We start from the raw sequence: 23,493 nt of genomic DNA on the forward strand, positions 1-23,493 counted from the left end.
GTCCCGATAATTGTGTGGCATTGAATGGTTCGCTGCGACCAGGCATGGCCGGTCGCAGCGAAAGGCCCGTCACTGAGTGTCTGTCTTGATCTCTCCGGCGGCGATCTTGTCGCTGATCGCTTTCACTTCAGCGCGGATGTCTTCCGGCACCGAGACCGGGCCGTCATCGCGGAAGGTGAAGGAGATGACCTTCGGGTCCTTCAGCCCGAAGACGACGTTTTGCGTGGGCGGGCTGCCTTCGTGAATTGAGCGCACAACTTCCACCACGCCCTGCGCATAATCGGCGACGTAGAGGCCGAGAATGTTGTTGGGCGCAACCTCGGTAAAGTCGCTGAAGATCGAGAAAGAGCGCACGTCCGGCCCGGATTCCGAAATCGCCTGGTAGCCGCCGACGGTGGCCCCCGAGGCGTTCGGCACGACGAAATCGGCACCCTGCGAGATCATGCTAAGCGCGGCCTCCTTGGCGGCCGTCGTATCGGTGAAGTTGCCGATATAGGCCTCGCTGATCGGGAAGTCCGGGTTCACACTCTTGGCGCCGTTTTTAAAGCCGGCGAAGGCCTGCTGGATCGGTGGGATCTCCATGCCGCCGACGAGGCCCGCTTTTTGGCCCATCTTCGCGGCGATGACGCCCATCAGGTAGAAGGGCTGGCTCGTATCGGTGTTGAGGCCGATGACATTGCCTTCATGGATACTGCTCGACGAGATCAGGAAATAGGTGTCCGGATAATCGAGTGCGACTTCGAGTGCTGCGTCCTGGAATTCAAATCCGTGGCCCAGGATTACCTTGTAGCCCTGGCTCGCGTAGTCGCGAAAGGCCTTTTCGAAGGATGCCGGATTCTGTTGCAACTCGACATAGCTGATCTTGGCGCCGAGCTGGTCTTCAACGCCCTTCAGCGCATTGTAGCCGATCCGGTTCCATCCCTCTTCCGAAACGCTACCGGGCACGAGAAGGCCCATCTTGAAGTCTTCGGCATGCGCAATGTCCGGCCGGATCATTCCGGCGAGGGCCAATCCGAAAATGGACGCAAGCAGCGAGCGACGTGAAAATGCAGTTTTCTTCATTTCATTCCTCCCATTAGATTGTCGTTTCAATCCCCCCGGAGTCGCCGATCGGTTATGCGTCCTCCTTCAAGCGGCTGTTTTCGACGCGCATGAGCGCGGTCGTCGTTTCTGAGACGAGGCGTCCCCTTGAGAAGACAAAGGCCTGATCCGGCCCGCCGGCAATCAGCGTGTCGGTGTCGAGGCAATCTGTGACCACGAAGTCGGCCCGGGCGCCTGCGCGCAGCCCATAGTCCTTGCCTAGCCCCATCAGACGGGCTGGCGCCGTGGTGATCATGCGGTGGGCCGCGGCAAGCTCGTCGCCGCGCAGGTGCCCCGCAAGCAGCGTCCAGCGGGCGATTTCGAGCATGTCGCCCGAGCCGGTCGGCACGAACGGGTCCTGGATGTTGTCCGAGGCCGTGGCGATTGTGATACCGGCGCGATGCAGTTCGGCGACCCGGGTCAGCCCGCGCGGCGGCAGCATCTCGTAATCACGCCCCTGCAGGTAGAGGTTTGCGGCCGGAAGGGTAACGACACCGACGTCGAGGGCAAGGATGCGCTCGATGATGCTTTCGAATTTCCGGCGAGGCAGGGCGCTCAAGACCGAGACATGGCTGAACACGGTGCGTCCCTGCATGCCGAAGCGCTCGACCCGGTCGAGGGCGGCCTCAATGAGGTGAACACTGGCGTTGAGGTGCTCGTCGAGATGCAGATCGACCGGCTTGCCCGCCTTGACGGCGGCCGAAAACAGGATGTCGAGATAACGTGGCGGGTCCTCGGAAACGGCCGGCGTTCCGCCGACGGCATCGGCGAGCGCCACCGCGCCGTCGATGTTTTGGCCCAGCCAGTCGAAGTCCTGGCCCGGGTGCGGCGTCATGAACGCAACGAGCTGGAGGGTGATGCGGTCTTTCGCGCCATCGCGGATGCCCGCCAGCGTCTCGATGCCGTGGAAACCGGCATCCTTGTCGACGTTGATATGGCTGCGAATGGCCGTCGTGCCGCGGGACAGGCATCGCTCAACCGTGCGCGTTGCCCGCTTGTGAATGTCGTCGGGACCAGCGGTGCGAGCATACTTGGCAAAAGCCTCGCGGGCGCCCTGGAGCGTTCCTGATGGATTGGGCGTGAACCGCAGCACGCCGGTCTTGTCGAGATGCTGGTGCGCATCGACGAAGCCCGGCGAAACCAGCATGCCGCTGATGTCGACGCAGGCGCTGCAAGAGATCGTGTTGAGAAAGGGTTCGACGACAACGAACCGCCCGTCGGCGCCCACGATGATGTCGCTGATCGATTGCGTGCCATCGTCATGGATGATGGTGCCGCCAGTGAGCGCAAAGGACTGACCGGCGGCCAGGTTTGCGAGCGACGCAATTGAATTGTCCCGTGCCATTCGTCCCCACCTTTTTGTTGTGAGGCGAAACTAAACACGCACCGTTAATTTAAACAAATTCATTATTTCAATGTTTTAATGAATAATTCGTAACAATCGGGGGCGCCTTGCCCGTTCGCTTCGCGGTCGGGGTCGCACGCCCACCTATCCAGGCCAAGACGTGCGACGTCCGATGTTCAATGTCGATATTGCGGTTCTTCCGCGTTGAGCTGTCGACGGATGGCGGCGAGATGCGCACGCGCGGAGGCGGCATCTCCCTCCCGTATCTGCCGATAAGCGGCTTCAGCGATTGCCGGATCGACGGGCCAGACCGTGCGGCCCGTGGACATCGCAAGGACCTGCACTTGCGCCGCCCGTTCGAGGTAGTAAAGGTCATCCCAGGCCTCGGCGATGGTCGGTGCGAGCACCAGCACGCCGTGATGTTTCATGAACAGGATGTCCGCATCGCCCAATGTTCCGGCAATGCGAGCGCCTTCGCGGTGATCGAGCGCAAGGCCGTTGTAATTTTCGTCGACGGCGGTGCGGCCATAAAACTTCAATGCCGTCTGCCCCGCCCAGATCAGCGGCGGACCGTCCGTCATCGACAGAGCCGTCGCATAGGGCATGTGCGTGTGGAAGACGACCTTGGCGCGCGGCAGGCGCCGGTGGATCTCGGCGTGGATGTAGAAGGCCGTAGCCTCCGGCTCGCCTTCACCCTCGACGACGGTGCCATTTAGATCGCAGATCAAGAGTTTCGAGGCGGTCAGCTCGCGGAAGGCGTAGCCATAGGGGTTGACGATGAAGAGATCGTCGTGCCCCGGGACAACTGCAGAAAAGTGGTTGCAGATGCCTTCCTCAAACCCATTGCGCGCCGCCATGCGGAAACAGGCGGCGAGCTCTTCCCTGGCGGTTCGGATGGTGTCTGTAGAAAGGTCGGGGCGGTTCGGTCGGCCGGAGGCCTCAGAATGGTCGGCACGGTCTTTCAGGGAGTGGGCCATGGGTGCTCCTGATCTGGTGTGGCTGGGAGCGGCGGCTGGCCGGAGCACGATGGTGCGCCGGACACCGCGCGCAGAAAAAGACCACAAGGCCCTCTGCGCCCTGCCTGCCCGCGCAATACGCAGTCCAGCAGCGATACCAGATAGCGCTGAATATTTTGTCCGGTCAACCACGGTACTTGCGCCGCGCCAGATGATGAATTGCTGCTTACTCCAATGGATTTGCTTGAAGCATGTCGCGCAAAAGCGCGCAGCGGTTTTGCGATCATGACATGCGCAAAAACAAGAGCTTAAAGCGCGGAAAGCGAATCTGAAAGATCGCGACGCGCTTTAGTGCACGGCCTTCAGAAGGAAGTCGCGGAAGCGTCGGGCGGCAGGCGAGAGCGAGCGGGCCTGTTTCTGGATGAGGCTGACTTCGCGCCGGATGAGTGGTTCGGTTGGCGTGCGCACGATCAGCCCCATCGATGTCGCCAGCCGCACGACCGCCGAGGTCATGATCGCGACGCCGAGGCCGGCTTCGACCATGCCGATAATGGTCAACGGCAGCGCCACCTCCTGCATCGTCTTGTCGAGCGGCAGCACGATGCCGTTACGCGCCAACTCGCTTTCCAGACGGTCGCGAATGGGGTTGCCGCGTTGCGGGCCGATCAGCTTGCGCTCGGCAAGGTCGGTCCAGCGAAGCTCCGGGAGTTTCACCAGCGCATCGTCGCAATGCAGTACCACCAGGAATTCGTCAGTCGTCAGCCGGGTGCCGACCAGGTCGGTGTCTTCCTCCGGCACCGTGCCGACGCCGAGGTCGGCAGTTCCGTTGGCGACATAGTCCAGTACCGCCTTTTCGGCAACGTCATGCAGGGCGACGGTGATTTCGGGGTAGAGCTTGCTGAAGGCATTGATCAGCGGGGGCAGCAGCAGCGCGGCCTGCACGGTGCCTGCCGCAATCGAGACCTTGCCGCGTCGAAGCGCGTTGAGCTCCCGTGAGCTTTCCACCATGCCCTCGATGTCCGCCACGGCGCGCGACGCGACCGGCAGAATGTCGATGCCGGCCTGGGTGAGGCGCAGGAGACGGGTATGTCGGTCGAAGAGGCGGAGATTGAGATTGGTTTCAAGTTGCCGCACCAATGTGCTGACCGCCGACTGTGATGAGCCGAGCTTGTCGGCGGCCAGCGTGAACTGCCCGAGATTGGCCACCGTGACGAAGGCCCGAAGCTGTTTCAGCGTAATGTCCATGCTGTCTCATTCATTCAGTTACTAGATGAATAAATATAATTATGCCGATTGTTTGCTGATTTGGCCAGCCGCATGATCCTCCTCGTACGGCGTGCGGTGACATAATCACGAGGCCACGAAGCCCCACCGCGCCGGAAGCTATTCGCTGGGAGGAAAGCGAATGTCCAATCCTGCAACGACGGATCCCGTCGAAAAGATGTATCCGATCCCGAGCCTTTTTGCTCTGGGCCTGCAACACGTTCTCGTCATGTATGCCGGCGCAGTTGCCGTGCCGCTCATCATCGGCAGCGCCTTGCATCTGCCGAAGGAACAGATCGCCATGCTGGTCAGCGCAGACCTGTTCTGTTGCGGTCTGGTGACCATCATCCAGGCGGTCGGCATCGGCAATGTCGGCATTCGCCTGCCGATCATGATGGGCATCGCTTTTACCGCGGTTCCCTCGATCATCGCGACGGGCACCAACCCGGAGCTTGGGATGCCCGGCGTCATCGGCGCCGTGATTGGATCCGGCGTCTTCACGCTTCTGGCAGCACCCTATTTCGGTCGATGGGTGCGGTTCTTCCCGCCGATCGTCACCGGAACGGTCATGCTGATCATCGGGCTGTCGCTGATGCGCGTCGGCGTGAACTGGGCGGCCGGCGGGCAGCCGATGATCAAGGGGCCGGACGGAATGATCCCCAACCCGGCCTACGGTGCGCCTTTCGCGCTAGCCGTCGCAACGATCGTGCTCGTCGCGATCCTGCTCATGACGCGGTATCTCAAGGGCTTCCTGTCCAATCTCGCCGTGCTGCTCGGCATCGGCGTCGGTTTCGCCATCGCGATTGCCGCCGGCAAGGTCAGCTTCAGCGGTGTGGGGGATGCCGATTGGGTCCGGATCATTCATCCGCTCGCATTCGGCTGGCCAATATTCGAGTTCTGGTCGATCTTCTCGCTCTGTGCGGTCATGACGGTGATGATGGTCGAATCGACCGGGCAGATCCTTGCGGTCGGCGACATGACGGGCCGCAAGATTTCCCAGGCGGATCTGGCGCGCGGCCTGAGGACAGATGGTGTCGGCAACATCATCGGCGGCATCCTCAACACCTTCACCTATACGACCTACGCGCAGAATGTCGGCTTGTTGCAGATCACCGGCGTCATGAGCCGCTGGGTGGTGGCGACGGGCGGCGTCATCCTGATCCTGCTCGGCTCGCTGCCCAAGGTCGCCTTCATCAGCGCATCCATCCCGAGTTATGTGGTGGGCGGTGCGGCTATCGTGATGTTCGGCATGGTTTCGGCCACCGGCGTCAAGATCCTGAGCAAGGTGGATTTCACCAACAACCGGCGCAATCTCTATATCGTGGCGGTCAGCGTCGGTCTCGCCATGGTGCCCGTGGTCGCCGACAAGATCTTCGACCAGCTGCCGCAGGCGCTCGAAAAGTTCCTGCATAGCGGTGTTCTCGTCGGCACCTTTGCCGCGGCACTTCTCAACATCCTCTTCAACGGCATTCCCGCCAAGGAGCCGGAGGAGCCTGAACTTAAGAACGCTGCGCCCGACGCGATTTGAAGAGCACCCGACACATGTCCGGCGGCATCGCGTCGCCGGAACCCCGCCGGAACCCCGAACGAAGGGAAATCCCATGAGACGCTTTGAATACCATCGGGCGGAAACGCTGGAGCATGCCGCTCGTCTACTCACCGAGCTCGGCGACGACAGCTTTTTGTTCGCCGGCGGTACGGACCTTCTGGTTGAGATCAGGGAGAGGCTGCGGCGCGTGCGCAATGTCGTCGATATCAAGCAAATCCCCGGCCTTTCCGAAATCACCTATGACGAAACGCGGGGCCTGACCTTCGGCGCGCTGGTGACGGTCGGTCGCCTCGAGCGTCTGCCGTTGGTGGGCGCGCGCTATCCGAACCTTAGGGCCGCGTTCGCTTCGCTGGGCTCCATCCAGGTGCGCAACCGCGCCACTGTTGTCGGCAATATCTGTCGCGCCTCACCCTCGGCAGATACGATTCCGCCGCTAATCGCCGACGGGGCCTTCGTGCACATCTACAGCCGCACGAACATGCGTGTGATCCCGCTTTCGGAATTTTTCACAGGCCCTGGCAAGAGCGTGCTCGCCAAGGGCGAGATCGTCACCGGCATTACTGTGCCGCCGGCGCTCGAAAACAGCGGCAAGGCCTATCTGAAACACGGCCGCCGAAAAGCGATGGAGCTCTCCACGGTCGGCGTCGCCGTCAGTCTGACCATGGAGGATGGCGTGTGCAACGACATCCGCATCGCGCTTGGTGCCGTGGGCGCAACCGTACTGCGTGCGCGACAGGCCGAAAGCGTGCTGCGCGGCACGGCGCTCGACGCTGCAACAGTCAAGAGCGCCGCGGCGAAGGCGATGGAGGAGTGCACGCCGATCAGCAATGTACGCGCCAGCGCCGATTACCGCCGCGATATGGTCGGCGTGCTGACCGGCCGCGCCATCAAACAGGCATTGGAGGCTTTCGCATGAAACGGATCGTCGAACTCACCATCAACGGCGAGCCGCGCGACATGGCGGTTGATCCCTGCCGCTCGCTCCTGGACGCGCTTCGCGACGACGTCGGTCTCACCGGCACCAAGAAGGGCTGCGACGTCGGCGACTGTGGCGCCTGCACCGTGCTCGTAGACGGCGAGCCGGTCAACGCCTGCTTGATGCTTGCCGTCGAAGCGGAGGGCCGCGCGATCGAGACGGTCGAGGGGCTTCAGCCGGGCGTCGATACGCTGCATCCCCTGCAGGATGCCTTCATGCGGCACGGAGCCTCGCAATGCGGCTTCTGCACACCGGGCATCCTGATGATGGCCAAGAAGCTGCTCGACGACAATCCGCGGCCCACCGACGAAGACATACGCTTCGGGCTCAGCGGCAATATCTGCCGCTGCACCGGCTACACCAAGATTTTCGACGCGATCAAATCCGCCGCGCGCGAGATGGAGGCAGCAAGATCATGAACATGACGACCCCAATCGAAAAGCGCGACTTCAAAATCGTCGGCAAGAGTGTTCGCCGCGACGACGTGCTCGAAAAAGTGACGGGCGAGGCGCAGTATACCGGCGACGTCAAACTGCCCGGCATGCTGCACGGCAAGATCAAGCGTGCGGCAATCGCCCATGCCCGCATCAAGAGCCTCGATATCAGCAAGGCGCTCGCCTATCCCGGTGTCAAGGCGGTGTTGACGCATGAGACCGTGCCGCGCGTTCTGCATTACGGCTCGCCACATCCCCGTTCAGCCTCCTGCACCAAGGACCAGTATATCCTCGACGACCGTGTGCGCTTCTGGGGCGAGGGCGTCGCCGCCGTGGCCGCGATCAGCGAGGAGATCGCCGACGAGGCGCTGGACCTGATCGAAGTCGAATACGAGCCGTTGCCGGCGGTGTTCGAGCCAGAGGAGGCCGCAAAGCCTGGCGCGCCACTGATCCACGAGGTCGGGCCTGGCGGTAACCTGGTGCTCGATCCGGTGCGCGTCAGCCGCGGCGATGTGGAAGCCGGTTTTGCCGAGGCGGATTTCGTGCTCGAAGGCGTCTTTTCCGGCGGGCGACCGCATCCGGCCTACATGGAGCCCAATGTCTGCATTGCCGACTGGGACGGTTCGAACAAGCTCACCTTCTGGACCTCGACGCAGACCTCGTTCATGGTGCGCGGCATTCTTGCCGAAGTCCTCGGCCTGCCGCTCACCAAGGTGCGCGTCATCGTCGACCATATGGGCGGCGGCTTCGGCGCCAAGCAGGACCTCTTCCAGCACGAATTCCTCTGCGCGCTGCTCGCCAAGGAAACGCGTAGGCCGGTGAAGATGGAATTTACCCGGCACGAGACCTTCGTTGCCGGCCGCGCCCGCCATCCCTGCAAGATCTGGCTGAAACAGGGTTTCCGTAACGACGGCACCATCGTCGCGCGCGACATGAAGCTCGTCTACGACTCCGGCGCCTACGGCTCGCACGGGCCGGGAGTGACGATCGTCGGCACCACTGCTGCCACCTCGCTCTATCGCTGCGAGAATGTGCGGCTGGAGGGACGTTGCGTCTACACCAACACGCCGATCAACGGCGCCTTCCGCGGCTATGGCGTTGTGCAGAGCTATTATGCGCTCGACATCCAGATGGACGAGGCGGCCGAGCGTCTGGGCCTGGACCCGGCCGAGCTGAAGCTGAGAAACGCGGTGCGTGCGGGCGACATTGCGCCCTCCGGCCACCCGATCATCGGCCACGGGCTGGAAATGTGCATCAAGCACGGCATCGACGTGGTCGACTGGAAAGCATTGCGCAATCGCGACCGCACGCCGGACCCGAAGCGCCCGCACATCCGCAAGGGCTGGGGCATCGGTTGCGAGATGCACGGGTCGTCTGCATACCCGGGCATCAAGGAACAGGGCAATGCCACCGTGAAGGTCAACGAGGACGGGACCGTGACCCTCCTGACCGGCGCTGCAGGCCTTGGCACCGGTGCCCATACCGCGCTGGCACAGATTGTCGCGGAGGAACTTGGCGTGCGCTTCGAGGATGTCGGCATCATCCACGGCGATACCGACGTGGTGCCGTGGGATATCGGCGCGTTTGCCAGTCACACGACCTATCTCGTCGGCACAGCTGCGAAGATGGCCGCCAGCAAGGTCCGCGCTGCTGTTCTGGAGCGGGCGGCAATGAAGCTGCAGGTTTTGCCCGCCGACGTCGATCTCAGTGAAGGAAAGGTCTTCCTGATCACGGATCCCACCAGCGTTATGACAGTGGCCGAGGCGATGGGTCCCTCGCGCGGCATTCCTGCAGCCAATATCGTTGCAAACGGTACCTATGAGCCGACCAAATCCTACTCCTTCGCCGCGCATTTCACCGAAGTGGACGTGGATACCGATACTGGCATCGTCGAGGTCAAACGTGTCGTGCCGGTGCATGACGTCGGTCGCGTCATCCACCCCATCGCCGCGCAAGGTCAGATCGAGGGCGGCATCCAGCAGGGTATCGGCCATACGCTCACGGAGGACTACGTGATCGACAAGACGACCGGCCGGTCCCTTAACGCCGGCCTCGTCGACTACAAGATGCCGCTGTCGATGGACATGCCGGAGATCGAGACGATCATCCTCGAGGCGGCCCCTGATCCGGGCGGCCCGTGGGGGGCAAAGGGCGTCGGCGAGGACCCGATCATCGCGATCGGTCCGGCCATCGCCAACGCCATCCATGACGCCATCGGCGTTCGCTTCCGCCACTATCCGATCACTCCGGAAGACATTCTGAAAGCCTTGAGGGAGAAGGGCGCATGAACATCCATATCGAAGCTGCGAACCAGCAGAAGCTCCCGATCACGATCCTGACAGGGTTCCTGGGATCGGGAAAGACGACGCTGCTCAACTACATCCTCACCGAACGGCACGGCCACCGCATCGCGGTGATCGAGAACGAATTCGGCGAGGTGGACGTCGACAGCGACCTGGTGCTTGCCTCGGACGAGGAAATTTTCCAGATGCAGAACGGCTGCATCTGCTGCTTCGTCGACGTGCGCAACGACCTGATCGACGTGATGAAGAAGCTCCTCAGCCACAAGGACAAGTTCGACCACATCATCGTCGAAACCTCCGGACTTGCCGATCCGACGCCTGTGGCCACCGCCTTCTTCGTTGACCGCACCGTCGCCGACGAGGTGGAGCTGGATGCGGTGGTGACGCTGGTGGATGCTAAACATATCGACCAGCACCTCTACGATCCGGTGCTGGACGGCAGCGACAACCAGGCGGTCAACCAGATTGTCGCGGCCGATCGGATCATCGTCAACAAGATCGACCTTGCCGGCGAAGAGGCGCTTGGTTCGCTGGAGGGCTCGCTGCGCAAGCTCAACCAGACGGCGCCGATCCTGCGGTCGAGCTACGGCGTCGTCGAACTCTCCAACATCCTCGGCATCAACGGCTTCCGGCCGTCCTATGTGCGCGACCGTGCGGAAATCCTCGACATCGACCTGGACGAAGACCACGACGCGCATCACCACATCCACGCGGACTGCCACGATCCAGCCTGCGACCACCCCGACCATGACCACCACCACCACCACCACCACCACCACCATGATCATGGCCATGCGCACGAGCCCGTTCGCCGCCCGCACCAGCACGACGCGACGGTGAAATCCCATTCCTTCGTCTATCCGGACCCCTTCGACCGCGAAAAGCTTGCGACCTTTCTGAAGGGCTATCTCGGTGCGCACGGCGACGACGTCTTCCGCACCAAGGGCATCGTTTCGGTCGCCGATGATGATCGCTTCTTCGTCCTCCAGGCGGTGCACAAGCTGGTCGATTTCCGCCCGGACCACGCATGGGGCGAGGACAAGCGGAAGTCGAAATTCGTCTTCATCGGCCGCAATCTCGACCGTGACGGCATAGACAGAAACTTGCGTGCATGCCTGGCGACCTAGCGGCACTTCTCCCGCCGCGAACACCGCTTGCGCAAGTCCCTCTGTCTGAACCGCCCGCGCGCCCTCCAGCGCGCGGGCGGTCGCTGCCGTGGTCGAAAAAATCATTTAAAAACAATATGTTATATTAATTTTTTTATTGACACAAAGCCCGTCCCGTGGTTTCCTCGACAGCGAGTAGAAGCACCGACAATTGCTCACCGTCTGTTGGAAGATGAGGCCGCGATGTCGATGCTCACGAAGAATGGAATACCCGTTGGTTGCAGCCGCCCTGCGGCATCCGCACCAGCTTTCCTTCCCCGTCATCGGCATTTCCTGAGATCGCGGATCCACGCCCGCTTCGGCCGGCCTGGTTCACTGCGCGGCCCCGCATCGACCGGACCCTCTACGACAGGAGAACGCAATGATAATTGATCTAAGCTGCTACCCCACCGATTTGGTGGATCTGGCTTGGCGCCACGACGGGGCGCCGTTCACCGGTGAGCGGCTGCTGCAGATGATGGACGGCCCCTATTACGTCAACGGCAAGCCGCGCCGTATCGACAAGGCCTTCATCCAACCGCCGCAGGGCAACACCATTTACACCCACGAGGTCATGGACCTGGAAGGCAAGGCCGCCATCCGCCAGTACATGGCCTATACGGAAAAGATGGTGACGGAGCATCCCGACCGTTTCCTCGGCTGCTTCGTCTACAACCCGCGCTACGGCACGGCAAATGGTGCCGAAGAGATCGAACGCTACGCCAAGGAGTTCGATTTCAAGATGGTGCAGCTCCAGGCGAACATGCACGCCTACCGCCCGGACCGCGCGCTCGATTGGCTGCGCCCGGCCATGAAGAAATGCGCCGATCTCGGCCTGATGGTGAAGGTGCATACCGGGGACGGTCCGTACTCGATCCCGACGGAGTTCTACCCGATCATCCGTGAGTTCCCGGAAGTGAACTTCATCCTGGCGCATTTTGGCGTCCAGACCGGCGGCGTCTATGTGTTCGAGCCGATGCAGATGGCGCTCGACACGCCGAGCGTCTACGTGGAATCCGGCTGGTGCCTTCAGTCGCGTATCGTCGAATTCGCCAAGGTCCTGCCCAAGCACAAGATCCTCTTCGGTTCCGATACGCCGCCGAACGAGCCGGGCATGTGGATCAACCTTCTGGAAGTGCTGTGCCACGAGCCGCCGCAGGGCCTCAACCTCGATGAGGATACGCTCGAAGATTATCTCGGCAACAACGTCGCCCGGATGATCGGGCTGGAAGCGACGAAACCACCGGCCACCGTCGAGGAAGCCGAGGCGTATCTGCGCCAGCACGGCGTAGCACTTGCCGCGTAAATTTGAACGGAGTGAACAATGATCATCGATACCCATCTTCACCCGACCAACCTCGTCGACGAGGCGTGGCGTCATACCGGCGAGCCCTTCACTGGCGAGCGCATGCTCAAGCTGATGGACGGCCCCTATATGATCAACGGCAAGCCGCGCCGGATCGACATGGGCTTCATCCAGCCGCCGCCGGGCAATACCGGCTACCGCGACGGCAACCGCAAGGGCCGCGACGGCATTCGCGACTACATGGCCTATTGCGCCGAGCTTTGCCAGAAATACCCGGACCGCTTCATCGGCAACTTCAACTACAACCCGCGCTGGGGGCCTGAAAACGGCGCAGCGGAGCTGGAATTCCATGTCAAGGAATACGGCTTCAAGATGCTTAAGCTGCACGCCAACATGCACGGCTATCGCCCCGACCGCGCGCTCGATTGGCTGCGTCCAGCAATGAAGAAGTGCGCCGAACTCGGCGTGGTTGTGCTGATCCACACCGGCGACGGGCCCTATACGATCCCCACGATGTTCTACCCGATCATCCGCGAATTCCCGATGGTCAACTTCATCATCGGCCATTTCGGAATTCAGACGGGCGGCAACTATTCGTTCGAGTCGTTCTGGATGGCCATGGACACGCCCAATGTCTATTGCGAATCCGGCTGGTGCTTCCAGTCGCGCATCGTCGAGTTTGCCCAGCAACTGCCGAAGAACAAGATTGTCTTCGGGACGGACAGCCCACCGAACGATCCGGGCATGTGGCTGCGCGAACTCGAGGTGCTTTGCAAGGACCCGCCGCACGGCATCAACCTCTCCGAGGACGATCTGGAAGGCTATCTCGGCAACAATATCGCAAAGCTCGTAGGCATCGACCCATCGCCGCCGCCACGCGACCTGAGGGACGCCCAGGCGCGCCTGAAGGACAGTTATGCCGGTGTCGATCGTGCCACCGGCCGGCATCTGGAATTCGCCTGATTTGACGACAGCGGCGCCCTTTGGGGGCGCCGCCACCCATCCGCAGCATCGAGGCCGAGACATGACCAAGTATCACAAGCAAGACGTTCGCCGTTTCCTGGCCGACTACCGGGAAGACCATGGCCAGGACGTCATCACCATCGACCGGCCCGTCTCGGACGATCAGGACGTGACCGCGCTGATCTGGACCCTTGCCAACAAGGGCCAGCATCCGATGCTGCACCTCACGAATGTCAGCGGCATCGGAGCTGGGGTGCTCTCGAACATCTTCGCCTCGCGTGACCGCATCGCCCGTCTTCTGGGCTCGACCGCCGACGCCCTGCATGAAGCCTATCAGGCGCGCGCCAACCGGCCGTTCACGCCGGAGCTTCTGGAAAGTGGCCCGGTCACTGACGAGATCATTTCCGGTGATGCCGTCGATCTCCACGCGCTGCCCATGCTCAAGCACTTCGACACGGACCGCGCGAAATACATCACCAGCGGTATCATCATCGGCGAGCATCCCAAGACCGGTGCCGGCAATCTCAGCTATCACCGCGCGATGATCCATTCGAGGAATTCGCTCGCGACCTCGCTGCATTCACGCGGTCATCTCTGGCGGTTGATGAATATGGCGAAGGAGAGGGGCGAGCCCATGCCGGTCGCCATGGTGATCGGCGGCCATCCGCTCTTCATGCTCGCCGCCTCCGCCCGCCTTGCCTTTGGCGAGGATGAGCGGGATGTGGCCGGCGGTCTGATGGGCGAACCCCTGCAGGTGGTCCGCACGCCGAAATATGGAATCCGCGTTCCCGCCCATGCCGAAATCGTGCTGGAGGGTGTGCTGGATCCGGAAGCCCATGTGGAAGAGGGGCCGTTCGGCGAATTCACCGGCTATTCCTCCGACCGCTCGACGAACAATCTCTTCACCGTCGAAACCATTATGCGTCGGCGTGATGCCATCCTCATCAGCGTTGCGGGCGGCAATTCCGCCGAACACCTCAATCTCGGCCGTGTGCCGCGTGAGGCGGAAGTGGTGGAAAAGCTGAGGGCTCGCTTCCCTTCGATCACGGCAGTGCATTACCCGTCCTCTGGCACTCATTTCCACGCCTATATCGCGATGAACCAGATGCGCGAGGGTGAGGCCCGACAGGTGATGCTCGGCCTCCTCGGCTGGGACCAGTATCTGAAGACTGTCGTCGTCGTGGATGCGGATGTAGACATCACCCGCGACAGCGAGGTGCTCTGGGCGCTCGCCACCCATTTCCAGCCCCACAAGGACGTCGTCATCATCGAGGGCCTGCCGGGCAATGCGCTCGATCCCTCGGCAAGCGGCATTGGCACGACCTCGCGCATGGGCCTCGATGCCACGCGCGGGCCGAATTTCCACGGCGTGCGCGCCCGCATCAGCGACGAGGCATCCGCCCGTGCTGCGGCGCTCCTCGAAAGTGTGGGGTAGGCGATGACGACGCGGCCCAGACGTATGATCGTCGGTATTTCGGGCGCTTCCGGCGTGGTCTACGGCAAGCGCATCCTCGAAGTGCTGCGCGACCTCGACATCGAAACGCACCTGATCATGTCGCGTGCGGCCTGCATCACGCTTGCGGCCGAGGCGGATTTTTCGAAGCAGGATCTCGAGGCGCTCGCCACGACCACCCATTCCAACAAGGATATCGGAGCCGTCTGTTCCTCCGGCTCCTACAAGACGCTCGGCATGATCGTCGCGCCCTGTTCGGTAAAGACGCTGGCAGAGATCGCGACCGGCACGACCGACAACCTGCTCTCGCGCGCCGCCGACGTGGTGCTGAAGGAGCGCCGCCGCCTCGTGCTGATGCTGCGCGAGACGCCGCTCCATCTCGGCCACATCCGTAACATGGCGCAGGTCACGGAGATGGGCGGTATCATCTATCCGCCGGTGCCGGCCTTCTACGCCAAGCCCCAAAGTCTCGGCGAGATGGTCGACCATACGGTTGGCCGCGTGCTCGACCTCTTCGACCTCGACCCTGGCATCGTACGGCGCTGGCAGGGAACGCAGGCAGGGGCCGAATAGCATGACCGCCCGCATTGCTCCCGACCTGGAACCGATCGCGCAAGTTCCCCGCGCCGCTTTCCTGTCGGACGATGCGATCGACATCCTGCGCTTTGCCGCAAAGTCTCTTGAAGACGGCTACGTTGCCGCCCTGGTTACGCTCGTTCAAATCCACGGCGGTGCGGCCCGCGCTATCGGCGCGCAAATGGCGGTGCGGCAAGACGGCCTCTATTGCGGGTTTGTTTCCGGCGGCTGCACCGAGGCGGCGGTTGCGGCTGAGGCCGTGATCGCCCTGCAAAATGGCACGGACCGAAATCTCCGGTTCGGCGAAGGTTCGCCCTTCCTCGACATCGTGCTGCCCTGCGGCGGTGGCATCACGCTCGCGATCCACGTCATCCGCGATGCAGCCGTTCTGCTCCGGACACTTGCGGCCTTACAGCAGCGCACGCCCGTTCGCCTGCGCTACCATCCCCGCCAACGGACGCTCGTCTTCGAGCCCGGCGAGGGGGCGACCGGTTGGCAAGGGGATTGCTTCGTGCGCGCCTACCGCCCACGGCAGAAGCTTCTCGTCGCCGGTACGCCGATGGAAGCCGGCGCCGTGGCACGCGTCGCAGCCGCGTCCGGCTACGAGATCATTGCCGCCGAGTGGGGCCGGATGCCTCCGCAGGATCAATTGGACGGGGATACCGCGGTCGCGCTCCTGTTCCACGATATCGACCGGGAATTGGCATTGCTCGAGCGTGCCTTGGCATCGCCGGTCTTCTACATCGGAGCACTCGGAAGCCGGCGCACCCATGCCAAGCGCTGCACGGTCCTACGGCAGCGCGGTTACGGTGAGGCCGACCTTGCCCGCATCAAGGCTCCAATCGGAATCTTCGACAAGGCAAGGGACGCGAATTCGCTTGCCCTTTCGGTCGTTGCAGATGTCGCGAAATCACGCGTTGCGTCCGAGTAGTCAGGGAAATGTCCGGTGCCCCTCCAGGATTGCAATGTACAAACCTACACCGGTGACGCCCCCGACGAAGCTCGCGGCACCAGCGTTGGTGGCGACACAACGCCTGGTTCGTGGTCGTGGTGGCCCAGACGGGCCAGGAGCAGATCGACCGCCGCCGCCGCCACCTGATCGAGATGAAGATTAACCGCCGTGAGGGGCGGGGTGGCCAACTTGGCACGCATGCCGTCATAACGGGTCGCAAGGCGGAGGTCCTGGGGAACCTTGCGTCCGACGGAGCGTGCCGCGTCCAGAACGCCGGTCGCAAAGGCGTCGACCGGCACGCATAGGGCAGAAATGGTGGGGTCCGCCCGCAGGAGAGCTTCGGCGGCCACGGCCGCTGCCTGTTCGCCCCCCCGTTCGTCAACGCGAACGGCAAGGGGTGAGAGCCCGGCTTTCGCCATGCGCTCCGCATAGATTGTTTCCATCTCGATATAGGAATTGCGTCTTTGCACGCCGGTTATCAGCCCGACGCGACCGCCGCCTGCGAGCAGGTGATCGAGCATTAGGTGGGCCGTTGCCCCACTCTGCAGATCCACGAAGGGAAGGTCGTCCCGACCGGGCGCGCGTCCGATGGACACGACATCGACGCCGCGATTGAAGAAGAAATCCAGCACCGGATCATTGAGTTCCGGCTCGACGACGATGGCGCCATCCACTTCAAGCGCGTCCAGGCTGTCGCTCGGACCAAGTGGAGGCACGAGGCACAGCGCGATGCCGCGCGAAAAGGCTGCGACGGCGGCGGCTGCGGCGATCTCCATCAGGAAACCCAGGCGCGAGGGACCAGCAGCAACCGCGAATGGCATCGATGAGACGAGCGCGATCGATCCGGCCCTTCCGGTTCGCAAGCGTTGCGCACGGTGGTTGGGCCTGTAGCCAATTGCGTGTGCGAGTGCCTCGATGCGCTTGCGTGTTTCCGGCTCAACATAGCGGCGCCCGCTAAACGCGTGCGACACGGTGGTGACAGACACGCCCGCCGCCTTGGCTAGGTCGGCGATAGTAGGTTTTCCCATGATGCCTCCAGTTTGCCCGTCTTAGCATGTCGCCGGCACTCTGCAAAACGATTTGCATTCGACGAATTCCATGGTACGAGTCGCGTCATGCAAAACGATTTGCATGACGGCTTGAGGAGGCCGGGAGGAGGAAATGATGCAAAATGAAATGAATGGAGTGGTCGATCCGGCCGATGAAAGGCTGCCATTGCGCAGCCTGGTCTTGTTTGGCGTTCAGCACGTCCTGGTGATGGCGGCGTCTCCTATCACCGCCGTTTTTCTGGTGAGCAAGGCTCTTGGCTTTTCCGAGGCCGTGACGGTCTCGCTCATCAGCGCAACCTTTTTTGTCTGCGGCCTCGGTTCGATGCTCCAGAGCTTTGGTCCGAAGGGTTTTGGCGCGCGCTTGCCCTTTGTCATGGTACCGGGCGGCGCGCCGATCGCCATCTTCCTGGTGATTGCGCAGCAGACCGATGTCCAGACGGCGGTGGGCGCTGTCATTGTGACGGCCATCTTCTATTTTCTCGCGCTGCCCGTCTTTCGCCGGCTTCTGCGCTACTTTCCGCCAATCGTCGTTGGAACGATGCTGCTCTTGGTCTCCGTCAACCTCGTGCGCATCTATGGCGTGACGATCACCGGCAAGCCCGGAACTGAAGGCTTCGCGGCGCCGATCGAGGTTGGTCTGGCCCTGATCACCATCATTCTGACGGTCGTCGCTGCGCGCGTCTTTCGCGGTACGCTCCAGCGGCTTGCCGTCATGCTCGGTCTGGTAGGCGGTTCACTCGTCGCTCTCACCCTCGGCCATATGGATTTGTCCGGCGTCCTCGTCGGCCCGGTCGTCGCCGTTCCGCAGCTGTTTCCCTTCGGCATGCCGAAGTTCGATCTTATCGCCGCCGTGCCTCTCATCGTCTTCTCGATCATTTCGATGGCGGAGGCTACCGGTCAGACCATCGCCACCGCCGAGATCGTCGGGCGGAGGGGAGATGTGCATGCGATCGTTCCGGCAACCATTCGCGGCGATGCGTTGATGTCTCTCGTCGGCGGCCTGTTCGGCACCTCCTTGATCATCACCAGCGGCGAGAACGTCGGCATCGTGCGCGCCACCAATGTCAAGTCGCGCTACGTAACCGCCATGGCGGGCGCAATTCTCGTCCTGATCGCTCTCGTCGCGCCGGTCGGACGCATGGCCACGGCGTTGCCTGGTGCTGTCGTCGGCGGCACGGCGGTCATCGTCTTCTCGATTATCGGCGTCATCGGGATCGACCTTTTGCGTCGTGTCGATCTGCGCGAACACGGTCCGATGTTCACCCTGGCCTCAGCCCTGTCGATCGGCCTTCTGCCGATCCTGGTGCCGGGCGTCTACAGCCAGTTTCCGCAATGGACGCAGATGGTCCTCGGCAACGGGCTTGCCGCTGGCACCATCACGGCCGTCGTCGTCAACGCCTTCTTTTCCCATTACGGCGCCGGCACTGCGGCATCGGCGCCTTCACTGAAATCCACTGCCCAGGGAGCAAACGAGTGACCGCAATCCGCCAAAAACTGTCGACAACCGATGACCTGCTTCTGCGTCCAGGTTACATCCTGCTGCCGGAAGGGCCACGGGCCGGTATGGCCGTCGTCATACGCGCCGGCAAATTTCACAGGGTCGACACGGCGCAGGCGATAACCAGGGACTATCCGGAGCTCGCGCCGACCGACCTGCCGGGTCATCTGCTGATGCCCGGCTTCGTCGACACCCATACGCACCTGACCCAGTCACTCGGCAAAGCCCTGGTATTCGGGGAGCCGTCCGAGATCTTTCGGCGGATCTGGGTGCCGCTGGAAGGCAGTCTGGACGAGCGAATGGTCTATCTCTCTGCCAAGCTCGCCGCACTGGAGTGTCTGCGCGGTGGCTTCACCACCGCCGTCGATGCCGGCACCCGTTCGCAGGGCCATATCGGCGCGCTCGTACGCGCCGCGCGCGAAGTCGGGCTTCGCAGCGTCGTCGGCTTTATCTGCAATGATCTTGGCGGCGCCGCGCACATCCCTGAACCAGACGTCATCCTGCAACAGGCCGAGGAGCACCTGTCGACCTTTGGCAGTGATCCGCTGATCCATCCCTCTCTGGCGATATCCATTCCGGAAGCCGCCAGCGATGCGATGTTGAAGGCGGTTTCCGACATGGCGGCCGCGGCCGGGGTCGTGTTCCAGACCCATGTCAACGAACATCTCGTTGCCGTGGAACGTTCGCTGGTGGCGAGGGGCCGCCGGCCAATCGAACACCTGGACCACCTGGGGGCCCTCGGCCACCAGGTTCTGCTGGCGCATTCAACGCTCGTCACACCGCATGAACTCAACCTCTTGCGGAAAACCGACACCGCCGTCGCCTACAATCCAGTGGCAAGTCTGTGGAAGGGCAATGCGGTGGCGCCAGCGCTGCATATGGCAGCCCTCGGCATCCGCTTCGGGCTGGGCACCGACGGTACCCGCGCCGACGGGTTTCGGCTCATGGATGCGGCCGAAGGCTTGCAGCGCGCGGGCATTGGCCTTGCTACGGGAGATTCGTCCTGCGGTGGCGGCTCACTCTGGCTGGATCGTGCGACATCCGGCGCTGCGAACGTGGCGGGCCTATCGGCGGTAACCGGTTCGATTGCCGAAGGCCTTGCCGCCGACTTCCTGCTCGTCGATCTCGACCGCCCGGAGTTTACCCCCTCGCACGATCTCATGTGGGAGCTTGTCCGTTACGGCAATCGCGACCAGATCGATGCCGTCTTCACCGGCGGGCGCCTCAGGCTTTGGCAAGGCTGGCCCATCGACTGGGATGCGCGGGCATTGTTGGCGGAGATAAGGGGCGCGGCCGCTGCTGTTATCGCGGCGGCGCCGATCCAGAGAATTCACCCGCTTTCCGAAGCGCATCGCGGTCTTGGGCACTATCAATGAGCATGAGCCTTATCGCCATTCTGGCCATCGTGACGTTCGTCTCCGCGTTCATCCAGGGCGCACTCGGGATCGGCTTTGCCCTGATTGTCGCGCCGGTCGTCGGGATGTTGAAGCCTGAACTGCTTCCAGTGACACTGCTCCTGTTGATGCTGCCGCTCAATCTGCATGTCGCGCTACGCGAGCGCGCGCACGTCGACTGGTCGGGCGCGACCTGGATCACCGTTGGCCGGTTTGCTGGAACGTTCGCCGGTCTCTGGTTGCTGGCCGCGCTTTCACTCGACCAGTTGGACCTTGCGGTCGGTATTTTCACGGTGATTGCCGCCGCCGCCGCTCTTGTTGCCCCACCGTTTACGCCGAACAAACCGAGCGCCCTCGGTGTCGGCCTGTTCACGGGCGTCACCGAAACCGCCACTGGCATCGGTGGCCCACCTCTCGCCTTGCTCTACCAACATGCCAAGGCACCGGTCTTGCGCGCAACGGTCGCCTTTTGCTTTCTCGTCGGGGAGGTGATGTCGCTGGTCGTGCTGGCTATCTCCGGACGACTGGGTTTTGAGCAGCTGCTGGCGGCACTCTATCTGACACCCGCCGTCCTGCTTGGAAGCGCTGTCTCCAGATTGGCGCATCATCGTATCGGCGGACGTGGTCTTCGCGTTGCCGTTTTGAGTTTTGCCATCGTCAGCGGAGTGTTCCTCATTGTGCGCTGAGGCAAGGAGCACATGCGCATGGGGGCCGGAAGGCGCTCGCTGGGTCTTGCAGCATGCTCTTCATTGGCTACGGGCCGCCCGGGAAAGGTTAGGGTATTGGCTGTTTCGGCGGAGAGTTCCGTTCTTTTCGGTGGCTTTGTGCGGATTGAATACAAGATTATAGGAGAAATGCATTCAATTTGGTTGGAGTTGCACGCCAGGCTACGTTGCAAGGAAGATGCTTGGCGTGGTGCCGGTCATCCTCCTCGTCTTCCTGCTCTTGCGGCTCAGTCTGGGTGATCCGGCGATCCTGACGTGTCGGAGCGCAGCGCTCAGGGATACGAGGTCGTCACCCGTCTCACCCTGTTTCGTCTAGTGCGCTTCCGATTTAGACGGAACCGCACAAACGCTCTATCTCTTTGTTTTTACGCATTTCCTGACGGAAAACCGCTTCGCACTTTTCCTGGAAATGCTCTAGGCAAGGCCCTCCGCCGCTGCGTAGGCGGACAGCACCTCCTTGATGTTTCTGTCGCCATCCGTGGGAAGGAGTGCGCGTGTCGTAACCGACTCGAGGTGATGCCCCATAAGGGTGGTCGCCTCGTCGGTCTTGCCAGCAATCAAGTTGTCCAGAAGGTCCCGGTGTTCCGATACGGCGCATTCCGAAGAATGCGGTCGGCCATAGAGCGCGAGGATCAGGGAACTTCGGGCGACCAGTTCGTTCACGTAACGAATTAGGCTCGTGTTGTTCGTCATCTGCGCAAGGAGGGTATGGAACTCGCCCGCCAGCCGGATCGACGGAGCCCGCTCCTTCTTAGCGGCTTCCTCGAGCGAAATATGCGTGGAAAGCACGTCGATTTGCTCGCTGGTCAATTTGCCCGAAAGTGTTTCCACCACGAGCCGTTCCAGCGCCATCCGAGTAAGGAACAGATTGCGCCCTTCTTCGAGCGTCGGCCGTGAAACCATCGCCCCCTTGTTCGGGCGTAACTCGACCAATCCCTCCTGGCTAAGGCGAACCAGCGCCTCGCGGACCAGGGTTCGGCTGACACCAAGCCGTTCGCCGATAGAATCTTCCGGCAGTTTTGATCCTGGCGAAAGCGCCTGGTCGAGGATTGCGCGTTTCAGGACACGATGAACGGCCTGAGCGCGGCCACCGCCTACATCGCTCTCTTTCTTTGCCATTCTGATTTCTCCAAATCCTGGTGATTGTCACCTCGAATTGCATACAAAATGGCGGCATGTCCAGTGCCTTGGTATCTCGAGACGCAAGCTGTTTCGACACCCGTCCTGTGCGAGGTCCGAGGCATCAACGTCGACCGAACGTGACGAGGCCAAAGTGCCACCGCCGATTCAGAGCAAATCATTTTCGCTCAGATCGGTGATTGCATCGCTTGCGCATAGCGTGATGGGTTGAAGCGCATGTAAAGGAAGAACACGCTGGCGACGCAGAGAAGATGCATCACCCAGCCAGGGGCGAAGCTGCCGCTGACGTCGTGCAGGAATGCGGTGGCGAAGGGGCCGAGGGACGCGATCAGGAAACCGCCACCCTGCATCAACGCCACCAGCACGCCCGCCTCCTCCGGCCGCGGCAGGTGATCGAGGGCGGTGACGATCGCCAACGAGAAGCTGCTGCCGAGGCCGGCGCCGCACAAGGCTGCCCAGACGGCGGGCGCTGCCTGCGGCATGAAAGCGAAACCGGCAAAGCCGACTGCCTGCATCGCCAGCGTCATGCGGAGGAACGCTCGCCGGTCGATGCTGCGGCGGGCAAGAACCGGCAGGGCGAGGGCCGCCGCTGCCTGACAGATTGCCATCAATGCCACGAGATTGCCGCTGTCGCCGCTGCTCCAGCCAAGAGATTGGTAATAGGAGGCCAGCCAGGCGACGGCGGAGGAGTAACCGGCGTTGACCAACCCGAAGGCGACGATAAGCGTCCATGTACGAGGCCGGCGGAGCAATCTGCCGGTGAGCGCTTTGTCTGGACGGTCGCTGCGCGAGTCCGACAGGATGAAACATGCGGCGCAGAGAGCGACAAGTGCGGGCGCCGCGAGCCAGGCCAGCGCTGGGCGCCAGCCGTAACCGTGATTGACGAGAAGTGGCGTCAGCCGCGCGCCTAAGGCCCCGCCACCCATCAGGAACGCGGAATAGAGTCCAGTGACAACCGGGATGCTTTGGGGAAACTCCGCCTTGATGATGCCGGGAAAGGCCGCCTGGATGAAGGCGGCGCCGGCGCCACAAAGGGCGGCGGTTGTCACCAACGCTACGCCGCCGGGCGCGACGAGCCGCAGCAGGGAGCCGGCGGCTAGCACAAGCAGGGCGATGAGAATACCGCGGCGCGTACCGATCCTGGCCTGCAGCGAGGGCGACACGAAGGCGCCGACGCCCATCAGCATCATCGGCAGCAGCGTCAGCAAGGCCAGACTGCCATATCCCATCCCGGTTTCGGCGACGATCTCGGACAGCACGGGCCCCGGTGCGGTGAGAAACGGCCGCAAATTGACAGCAACCAGCAAGACGAGAGTGAGCAGCATCCATTGCCGGCCCGTCGCGGGCTGGGTTGATTTCGGCATGATCGGGTATTTCCTTTACGTC

General features: G+C 62.4%; 20 protein-coding genes. 13 read left to right on the plus strand and 7 right to left on the minus strand.

From position 1 onward, the window contains the following. Nucleotides 1-69: 69 nt before the first annotated feature. From ASD03_RS23605 to ASD03_RS23620, 4 genes are all read right to left on the minus strand, one after another. Nucleotides 70-996, minus strand: coding sequence for a BMP family protein (locus ASD03_RS23605; protein ID WP_041693040.1), 927 nt, complete (start codon nt 994-996; stop codon nt 70-72). Nucleotides 997-1,114: 118 nt separating this feature from the next. Continuing rightward, nucleotides 1,115-2,425 carry an amidohydrolase family protein gene (locus tag ASD03_RS23610; RefSeq protein ID WP_025430370.1) on the minus strand — a complete coding sequence of 437 codons (1,311 nt, stop codon included), beginning with the start codon at nt 2,423-2,425 and terminating at the stop codon, nt 1,115-1,117. Nucleotides 2,426-2,601: 176 nt separating this feature from the next. Then, a complete protein-coding gene (locus tag ASD03_RS23615; protein ID WP_057216846.1) occupies nt 2,602-3,402 on the minus strand; it encodes an aldolase in 801 nt (266 codons plus the stop codon). Nucleotides 3,403-3,729: 327 nt separating this feature from the next. Further along, nucleotides 3,730-4,626, minus strand: a complete 897-nt coding sequence (locus tag ASD03_RS23620) for a LysR substrate-binding domain-containing protein (RefSeq protein WP_057207095.1) — start codon at nt 4,624-4,626, stop codon at nt 3,730-3,732. 160 nt (nt 4,627-4,786) lie between these two features. On the opposite strand from ASD03_RS23620, the gene ASD03_RS23625 reads away from it, so the two are divergent. The 10 genes from ASD03_RS23625 to ASD03_RS23670 all read left to right on the plus strand — a co-directional run bounded on the left by ASD03_RS23625 (nt 4,787) and on the right by ASD03_RS23670 (nt 16,280). Beyond that, nucleotides 4,787-6,172: a nucleobase:cation symporter-2 family protein gene (locus ASD03_RS23625; RefSeq protein ID WP_025430367.1), complete on the plus strand. Its 1,386-nt coding sequence runs from the start codon at nt 4,787-4,789 to the stop codon at nt 6,170-6,172. Between the two features lie 73 nt (nt 6,173-6,245). Further along, nucleotides 6,246-7,109: a xanthine dehydrogenase family protein subunit M gene (locus ASD03_RS23630; RefSeq protein ID WP_057216850.1), complete on the plus strand. Its 864-nt coding sequence runs from the start codon at nt 6,246-6,248 to the stop codon at nt 7,107-7,109. Further along, nucleotides 7,106-7,588, plus strand: coding sequence for a (2Fe-2S)-binding protein (locus tag ASD03_RS23635; protein ID WP_025430365.1), 483 nt, complete (start codon nt 7,106-7,108; stop codon nt 7,586-7,588). The genes ASD03_RS23630 and ASD03_RS23635 overlap by 4 nt, the downstream gene beginning before the upstream one ends. Beyond that, nucleotides 7,585-9,891 (plus strand): xanthine dehydrogenase family protein molybdopterin-binding subunit, encoded by a 2,307-nt coding sequence (locus tag ASD03_RS23640; RefSeq protein WP_057216853.1) that lies wholly within the window; start codon nt 7,585-7,587, stop codon nt 9,889-9,891. Before ASD03_RS23635 ends, ASD03_RS23640 begins: the two co-directional genes overlap by 4 nt. Then, entirely contained in the window at nt 9,888-11,033 is a 1,146-nt protein-coding gene (locus ASD03_RS23645; RefSeq protein ID WP_057216856.1) for a GTP-binding protein, read from the plus strand. The genes ASD03_RS23640 and ASD03_RS23645 overlap by 4 nt, the downstream gene beginning before the upstream one ends. Nucleotides 11,034-11,433: 400 nt before the next feature. Continuing rightward, nucleotides 11,434-12,357 carry an amidohydrolase family protein gene (locus ASD03_RS23650; protein ID WP_025430362.1) on the plus strand — a complete coding sequence of 308 codons (924 nt, stop codon included), beginning with the start codon at nt 11,434-11,436 and terminating at the stop codon, nt 12,355-12,357. Nucleotides 12,358-12,375: 18 nt separating this feature from the next. Then, nucleotides 12,376-13,320: an amidohydrolase family protein gene (locus tag ASD03_RS23655; RefSeq protein WP_025430361.1), complete on the plus strand. Its 945-nt coding sequence runs from the start codon at nt 12,376-12,378 to the stop codon at nt 13,318-13,320. 61 nt (nt 13,321-13,381) lie between these two features. After that, nucleotides 13,382-14,755, plus strand: a complete 1,374-nt coding sequence (locus ASD03_RS23660; protein WP_057217211.1) for a UbiD family decarboxylase — start codon at nt 13,382-13,384, stop codon at nt 14,753-14,755. A gap of 3 nt (nt 14,756-14,758) precedes the next feature. Beyond that, entirely contained in the window at nt 14,759-15,346 is a 588-nt protein-coding gene (locus ASD03_RS23665; protein WP_057207107.1) for a UbiX family flavin prenyltransferase, read from the plus strand. A 1-nt stretch (nt 15,347) separates the two neighbouring features. After that, on the plus strand, nt 15,348-16,280 hold the full coding sequence (locus ASD03_RS23670; protein WP_057216859.1) for an XdhC family protein: 933 nt from the start codon (nt 15,348-15,350) through the stop codon (nt 16,278-16,280). A 44-nt stretch (nt 16,281-16,324) separates the two neighbouring features. Here the strand turns inward: ASD03_RS23670 and ASD03_RS23675 are convergent, their stop codons facing one another. Continuing rightward, nucleotides 16,325-17,329 (minus strand): substrate-binding domain-containing protein, encoded by a 1,005-nt coding sequence (locus ASD03_RS23675; RefSeq protein WP_057216862.1) that lies wholly within the window; start codon nt 17,327-17,329, stop codon nt 16,325-16,327. 133 nt (nt 17,330-17,462) lie between these two features. Here ASD03_RS23675 and ASD03_RS23680 point away from each other — a divergent pair, with 133 nt between their 5' ends. The 3 genes from ASD03_RS23680 to ASD03_RS23690 are packed head-to-tail and all read left to right on the plus strand — an operon-like array spanning nt 17,463 to nt 20,928. Beyond that, the gene (locus tag ASD03_RS23680; RefSeq protein WP_057216865.1) at nt 17,463-18,827 is read left to right on the plus strand and encodes a uracil-xanthine permease family protein; all 1,365 of its coding nucleotides are present in this window, start codon (nt 17,463-17,465) and stop codon (nt 18,825-18,827) included. Further along, a complete protein-coding gene (locus ASD03_RS23685) occupies nt 18,824-20,224 on the plus strand; it encodes an amidohydrolase (protein WP_057216868.1) in 1,401 nt (466 codons plus the stop codon). Before ASD03_RS23680 ends, ASD03_RS23685 begins: the two co-directional genes overlap by 4 nt. Then, nucleotides 20,221-20,928 carry a sulfite exporter TauE/SafE family protein gene (locus ASD03_RS23690; RefSeq protein WP_057216871.1) on the plus strand — a complete coding sequence of 236 codons (708 nt, stop codon included), beginning with the start codon at nt 20,221-20,223 and terminating at the stop codon, nt 20,926-20,928. The genes ASD03_RS23685 and ASD03_RS23690 overlap by 4 nt, the downstream gene beginning before the upstream one ends. Before the next feature lie 453 nt (nt 20,929-21,381). Here ASD03_RS23690 and ASD03_RS23695 read toward each other — a convergent pair whose 3' ends face one another. Both ASD03_RS23695 and ASD03_RS23700 read right to left on the minus strand, forming a co-directional pair. Further along, complete coding sequence (locus tag ASD03_RS23695; RefSeq protein ID WP_025430353.1) at nt 21,382-22,086, minus strand: GntR family transcriptional regulator; 705 nt, start codon at nt 22,084-22,086, stop codon at nt 21,382-21,384. A 188-nt stretch (nt 22,087-22,274) separates the two neighbouring features. Then, entirely contained in the window at nt 22,275-23,471 is a 1,197-nt protein-coding gene (locus ASD03_RS23700; protein ID WP_057216874.1) for a cyanate transporter, read from the minus strand. Between the last annotated feature and the right edge of the window lie 22 nt (nt 23,472-23,493).

The sequence above is a fragment of the Ensifer sp. Root127 genome (assembly GCF_001425225.1).
Classification (GTDB): domain Bacteria; phylum Pseudomonadota; class Alphaproteobacteria; order Rhizobiales; family Rhizobiaceae; genus Ensifer; species Ensifer canadensis.